Annotated in this window: 5 protein-coding genes and 1 pseudogene; 5 read left to right on the forward strand and 1 reads right to left on the reverse strand. The window is 43.6% G+C overall.

Annotated features, from left to right (window positions below):
- Positions 1-2 precede the first annotated feature (2 nt).
- The 4 genes from lpxD to CXF58_RS01685 all read left to right on the forward strand — a co-directional run bounded on the left by lpxD (position 3) and on the right by CXF58_RS01685 (position 4,340).
- Positions 3-1,019, forward strand: a complete 1,017-nt coding sequence (lpxD, locus tag CXF58_RS01670) for a UDP-3-O-(3-hydroxymyristoyl)glucosamine N-acyltransferase (RefSeq protein WP_102076363.1) — start codon at positions 3-5, stop codon at positions 1,017-1,019.
- Between the two features lie 114 nt (positions 1,020-1,133).
- A complete protein-coding gene (gene fabZ / locus CXF58_RS01675; RefSeq protein WP_102076364.1) occupies positions 1,134-1,643 on the forward strand; it encodes a 3-hydroxyacyl-ACP dehydratase FabZ in 510 nt (169 codons plus the stop codon).
- 257 nt (positions 1,644-1,900) lie between these two features.
- On the forward strand, positions 1,901-2,680 hold the full coding sequence (gene lpxA, locus CXF58_RS01680; RefSeq protein WP_068404561.1) for an acyl-ACP--UDP-N-acetylglucosamine O-acyltransferase: 780 nt from the start codon (positions 1,901-1,903) through the stop codon (positions 2,678-2,680).
- Between the two features lie 307 nt (positions 2,681-2,987).
- Positions 2,988-4,340, forward strand: a complete 1,353-nt coding sequence (locus CXF58_RS01685) for a sodium-dependent transporter (protein ID WP_102076365.1) — start codon at positions 2,988-2,990, stop codon at positions 4,338-4,340.
- A gap of 162 nt (positions 4,341-4,502) precedes the next feature.
- Here CXF58_RS01685 and tgt read toward each other — a convergent pair whose 3' ends face one another.
- Entirely contained in the window at positions 4,503-5,654 is a 1,152-nt protein-coding gene (gene tgt, locus CXF58_RS01690; RefSeq protein ID WP_102076366.1) for a tRNA guanosine(34) transglycosylase Tgt, read from the reverse strand.
- 401 nt (positions 5,655-6,055) lie between these two features.
- On the opposite strand from tgt, the pseudogene CXF58_RS01695 reads away from it, so the two are divergent.
- Positions 6,056-6,649, forward strand: a pseudogene (locus CXF58_RS01695) (SOUL family heme-binding protein).
- Positions 6,650-6,656: the final 7 nt, after the last annotated feature.

A 6,656-nucleotide genomic window follows, 5' to 3' on the forward strand; every position in this document is an offset into this window, starting at 1 on the left:
CTATGATAACGATTGAGCAACTTATCACGCGGATTGAGCAGCGTCAGCCGGTTCTTAACAAGGATGACCTTAGCGCTGAGCAGTTGTGCCTAAAATTAGAGGGTATCGGTAATTTAACCACCGCCAATTCGCAGCAATTAAGCTTTTTAGCCAATCCGCATTATCTGCCTAGTCTGGCAAACAGTCAGGCTGGAGCTGTGCTGACCACCTCAGACCATCAAAGCAAAGTTGCACAGAATACGGTTGCCTTAATCGTTGCGGCGCCTTATTTGGCTTATGCCAGTGCCAGTCAACTATTTGCCTGTACGTCCTTGTTTAAAGGTATTCATCCGAGTGCTGTGATAGCGGAAAATGCAGTTATTGGCAACCAAGTGACTGTTGGGCCTTTTTGTATGATTGGCGAAGGGGTACAAATTGGTGATCGCAGTGTGCTCGATGCGCACGTGGTCATTGAGGCGAACAGCAGTATTGGTACCGATTGTGTGCTCAAGTCACAAGTGGTCATCGGGCATGATTGTGTGCTTGGTAATCGTGTAAGATTGCATGCTGGCGTTAGCATAGGGTCAGAAGGCTTCGGCTTTGCACCTACGAGTAATCCTAGTGTTACCGGCTGGGAGCGTATTGCTCAATTAGGACGCGTGGTAATTGGCGATGATGTACGTATAGGTAGCCAAACCTGTATCGATCGTGGTGCAATTGACGATACGGTGATTGGCAATCATGTTATTATTGACAATCTTGTACAAGTTGCCCATAACGTCCGTATTGGCGATGGTACTGCCATCGCGGCGCAAACTGGTATCGCGGGTAGTACCACTATCGGTAAGCGTTGCATTATCGGCGGTGCTGTTGGCATTACTGGTCATATTGAGATTGCGGATGATGTTACCTTATCTGGCATGACTATGGTGACCAAATCCATTACCAAGGCTGGTTCATACTCCTCTGGTACAGCGGCCATGCCAACCGCCAATTGGCGCCGTGCGGCGGTACGCTTTCGTCAGCTTGGTCGCGATTAGTCTAGCGCGGTTAATACATAACTTAACAACATATCCAATTTATTTATAAAATTTAAAAACACAGCAATGCTTAAACACAAAGCACTGCTTAGTATATAGCAAGGAAGCGCGATTATGAGCACAATTGATATTGATAGACCAAGTGATGAAGACATCAAAAGCTTAGCAGAACAAGGCTTAACACTGCCATTAACCTATCATACATTGAAGCATTATCTGCCGCATCGTTATCCGTTTTTGCTGGTAGATAAAGTCATATCGTGCAGCCCTGGCGAATGCATTACAGCGATCAAAAACGTGACCATTAATGAAGAGTTTTTCAATGGACACTTTCCCGATCAGCCCATCATGCCGGGTGTATTGATGGTGGAGTCGATGGCGCAAGTATCGGGCGTCCTTGGGTTTATCAGTGCCGGATTGACGGCAGAAGATGGTTATTTGTATTTGTTTGCAGGGGTGGATAAAGTGCGCTTTAAACGCCGTGTTATCCCTGGTGACCAGCTGATTATCCGTGCAAAAACCGTGATGCAAAAGCAGGGTATCTATAAGTTTGATTGTACCGTCCATGTCGAAGATGAGCTTGCTGCTAGTGCCCAAATTATGATTGCCCGTCAGGGACAATAAAATACGATGAACGCTAACGTATGACAAGTTTATAAGATTGGCTAAATCTTCCGCCTTTAGATAATTGTTAATAGGAATCTAGAAATTTATCTCGGTATTTTACCTAGATTGCCACTTTTAAAAATCGTTATGCTTTTGGGCGTCGTTGTCTTTTTAACCAGTTTTAACCAAAACCAGTATCAGGTTGATTATTTACGCTAAGCTTGCTTTACTTGTTTTACCATTTATTCGCATCAGATGATACAAAGGTCCATATTATGAGTCAGATTCATCCAACAGCACTCATCTCACCGTCCGCTAACATTGATGAGACTGCCATCATTGGTCCTTATTGTATTGTCGGTGATGAAGTTTCTATTGGTGCCCATACGGTATTGCATCGGCACGTGGTCGTAGCAAGACTGACGCGTATCGGGCAATACAACCAGTTTTATCAGTTCGCCAGTATCGGCGAAGACCCGCAGGATTTGAAATACGCGGGTGAGCGTACGTGGCTTGAAATTGGCGATCATAATACCATTCGCGAGGCGTGTAGCTTGCACCGTGGCACTGAGCAAGACGGCGGCTTGACGAAGATTGGCAGTCACAATCTTTTGATGGTCAATACCCATGTGGCCCATGATTGTTTAATCGGCGACCATAATGTACTGGCTAATAATGTCGGGGTGGCAGGGCATGTGACTATCGGTAATCATACGATTATTGGCGGCAACTCAGGTATTCATCAGTTTTGTACCATTGATGATTACAGTTTGGTTGGCGGCGCCAGCCTAATTTTAAAAGACGTCGCTGCTTTTACCATGGTTTCAGGTAATCCTGCTAAAGCCCACGGGCTAAATGTCGAAGGTATGCGCCGTAAAGACTGGTCTAAAGAGACGATTGATGTATTGCGCCAAGCGTATCGTGTTATCTACCGATCAGGTCTAACAACGGCTCAAGCGCTTGAGATTTTAAAAACAGAGCTATTACCAACAGAGCCAAAAATCGCCCTGCTAATAGATTCGCTACAAAAAAGCCGCCGTGGTGTGGTTCGCTAAACATAGTTTTACTAATTATAAAAATACTGTGATAGCTCGATTTTCAAAGTAATATACTTTGACAAATTATCTCGATAAACATAAAAAGCCATAACTATTAGTTATGGCTTTTTATGTTTATCGCTACTTGACTTTTTTGGTCGCTTAGCAGAAACTGGGCGTTTACGATATTGTAAACAATTCTTTCATAATGTTGCTAAGTGCGTCACATTGACAAGCTGGTTAAATGAGTCTCAGTCATTAAGAGCGATTTATGATAATCAAGGAAGATTATAAGCAACAGTAATTGAAGCACGAGGAAGGCAAAATGGCTATTAATAAACAAGAACATGCTCAGTGGAGCTCAAATTTTGGCTTCGTACTAGCAGCAGTAGGATCGGCAGTTGGTTTAGGAAATATTTGGAAGTTCCCTTATATGGTTGGGGAGAGTGGTGGTTCCGCTTTTGTTATCGCCTATTTATTTTGTCTTGCTCTGATTGGTTTTCCAATTTTGGTTGCAGAATGGCTGGTTGGTCGCCGTGGGCAAAAAAACCCTATCAATACGTTTTCTGATGTCGCCGCAAGCGAAGGTAAATCACGCAGTTGGGGTATTGTCGGTGCGACTGGTATTTTAGGTGGCTTTTTAATCTTATCGTTTTATAGTGTCATCGGTGGTTGGGCGCTTAATTACATCACCAAAGTTGGCTCAGGCAGCTTTGCCGGACAAGACGGTGACTCTGTAGCGGCAACCTTTGATGCGATGTTGGCGTCAGCTGGCACCTTGACAATTTGGCATACGGTTTTCATGGCAATCACCGCTTTAATCGTCGGTGTTGGTGTCACGAAAGGTATTGAAAACACTGCCAAAGTGCTTATGCCTTTACTGGGTGTGATTTTATTCGTGATTGTTGGTTACAACGTCATGAATGGCGGTTTTGGCCAAGCGGTGAACTACCTGTTTGCGCCAGACCTTAGTAAGTTAAATGGCGATGTGATGCTAGCGGCGCTTGGTCATGCTTTCTTTACCTTATCTATCGGTATGGGCATCATGGTGGCTTATGGCTCTTATTTGGGTCGTGAGGTCAATCTATTAAGCACGGCGCGTACCGTTGTTATTCTAGACACTGTCATTGCTTTAGCGGCTGGTTTGGCTATTTTCCCAATTATCTTTAACAACGGTCTTGATCCTGCTTCAGGTCCTGGTCTTATCTTTGTCAGTTTGCCAATTGCTTTTGGTAGCATGGGCGCCGGTGCCATCATTGGTACGTTGTTCTTCTTATTGATTACCTTTGCCGCTGTGACTTCTTCAATCTCATTACTTGAGCCAACGGTTGAGCTGTTAGAAGAGCGTACGCCAATGAGCCGTACCGTATCGACCATCGTCGCTAGTATCGCGGTTTGGTTATTAGGTATCGCAGCTTTGTTGTCATTCAATCTATGGAGCGACTTTACCATCATGGGTAATGGTATTTTTGATGCTCTGGACAAATTAACCAGTAAATTCATGTTACCTTTAACCGGTCTTGCCGCGATTATCTTTGTCGGTTGGAAAATGGATCAACGTAGCATTCAGCAAGAGCTTGGATTGTCTAATGGTACCTGGCAATTATGGCAAATCATTGCTAAATTCGTCGCGCCGATTGCTGTACTGATTGTTTTTGTGACCACATTAATAAGCTAATAGATTGCCTATTACCTATTAATAGTATTAATATTTTAGGTAATAAAGACTCTAGCTAAACAAAAAGGGCTTAAGATTAATCTTAAGCCCTTTTCCATTTTAATGTCTCTCGCTTAAAGCAGCTTCAAGCATCTTACGCAGATAAAATAACTCTAGAAATGGTTAACGTAAATTGAGTTCAGGAACGCTTTGTCCGCGTTTACTATAAAACTCATTTACAAACTCATCAAACTTATCTTGTTCAATCGCGTCTCTGATACCTTGCATCAAACGCTGATAGTAACGCAGGTTATGAATAGTCGCTAGCTGCGCCCCTAGCATCTCTTTACATTTATTTAGATGTGATAAGTAAGCACGGCTAAAGTTTTGGCAGGTATAGCAGTCACATTCAGGGTCTAATGGCCCTTCATCAGTGCGATACTGGCTATTACGTATGCGTATAATGCCGGCATTCTCAGCGTCACCGGTGACAAAGTAATGACCATTACGGGCGTTGCGAGTTGGCATCACGCAATCGAACATATCGACGCCGCGGCGTACCCCTTCAACGAGGTCTTCAGGCTTACCAACGCCCATCAAATAGCGCGGCTTGTCAGCGGGCATATCGTCGGCGATATAATCTAGGACGTCTATCATCTCTTCTTTTGGTTCGCCAACCGATAAACCGCCGATGGCATAACCATCAAAGCCAATCTCAAGCAGACCTTCGAGTGATTGCTGACGCAAATCGGCATACATACTGCCTTGGATAATGCCAAATAAGGCATTGGTGCTGCCAAGCTTCTTATGCTCATCGACACAGCGCTGGCCCCAGCGTAGTGACAACTCTAAAGATTTTTTGGCTTCTTCATGAGTGGCAGGATAGGGCGTGCACTCATCGAACTGCATCACGATGTCTGAGTTCAAGCTATATTGAATTTGCATCGATTTTTCTGGCGATAAAAATACTTTTGCGCCATCGATAGGCGATTTAAAAGTCACGCCTTCTTCGGTGATTTTACGCATGGCCCCAAGACTGAATACTTGGAAACCACCCGAATCGGTAAGGATTGGCTTATCCCAATGCATGAATTTATGCAGACCACCAAATTTATCAATGATATCAGTGCCCGGACGCAGCCATAAATGGAAAGTATTGCCCAAGATAATATCGGCGCCAATCGCTTCGATATCCCGTGGCAGCATGCCTTTTACGGTACCATAAGTACCCACTGGCATAAAAGCAGGCGTTTGCACATCGCCATGATTGAGATGAACCGTACCACGGCGTGCGCGCGTGATACCGCTGGCCGTTTTGTGTAAAACAAATTGCATAAGATAACCGCTATTTAAGCTATGAAAATGGCGCTAATTATAACATTGTTAAGCATTTTTTTGGACATGGATATTTAAGCGGCTGACAATTGGTTTAGAGAAGGAGAGCGTTTATAAAATAGCCTAAGCATGCTAACAATTAAATGGGACATTAATCGCTCATTAATTGGCATGCTATAACCGAAAAATACAGACATTCTTGCCAAGTCATTGCTAAAGTAGAAGAGTGGCTACTATAAATCAAATAAATGTTAAGGTCTAAATGTATATAGCGGAGAGATAATATGGCTAAAACACGCTATTTGTCATCGATTCGCTTGCTATTGAATAACGACTTATCAAATAAAGCCCTATTAAATGGACTGTTATTAACGAGCGCATTATTACTATCAGGAGCAGCTATGGCAACCGAAGAGCCAAAATATACTGTACTAAAACAGACTGAAGACTTTGAGCTGCGTCGTTACGATGAGCAGTTAGTGGCACAGACTTGGGTAACGGGCGACCAAGATGCCGCCAGCCGTGCAGGATTTAAGATTCTAGCAGATTATATCTTTGGCAATAATAGCGCCGCAAATGGCAAGATTCGTAAAATTAGTATGACTGCGCCAGTAACAATGCAATCTGAAACTAAAAAAGGGAGCGGTAAGTCACAGAAAATTGCCATGACTGCGCCAGTCAGCATTTAACAAACTAAAGATAAATGGCGCGTGCAATTTACCATGCCAAGCCGATATACGCTGCAAACGCTGCCAAAACCTAATAATCCGAATATCGAAATTGTAGAAGTTCCAGCGCAAACTTATGGCGTTATTAAATTTTCAGGATTGGCGGGTACTGAAAAAGTCGCGGCGAAAACTAAAGAGCTACAATCTTGGATGCAAGCGCAAAATTTAACCATCACAGGTAAGCCTGAGCTGGCGCGTTATAACCCACCTTGGACGCTGCCATTTATGCGCCGCAATGAAATAATGATTGCTTATCAGCCTAAATGATTCATTA

Origin of the sequence: Psychrobacter sp. Sarcosine-02u-2, assembly GCF_002836335.1 — a bacterium.
Classification (GTDB): domain Bacteria; phylum Pseudomonadota; class Gammaproteobacteria; order Pseudomonadales; family Moraxellaceae; genus Psychrobacter; species Psychrobacter faecalis.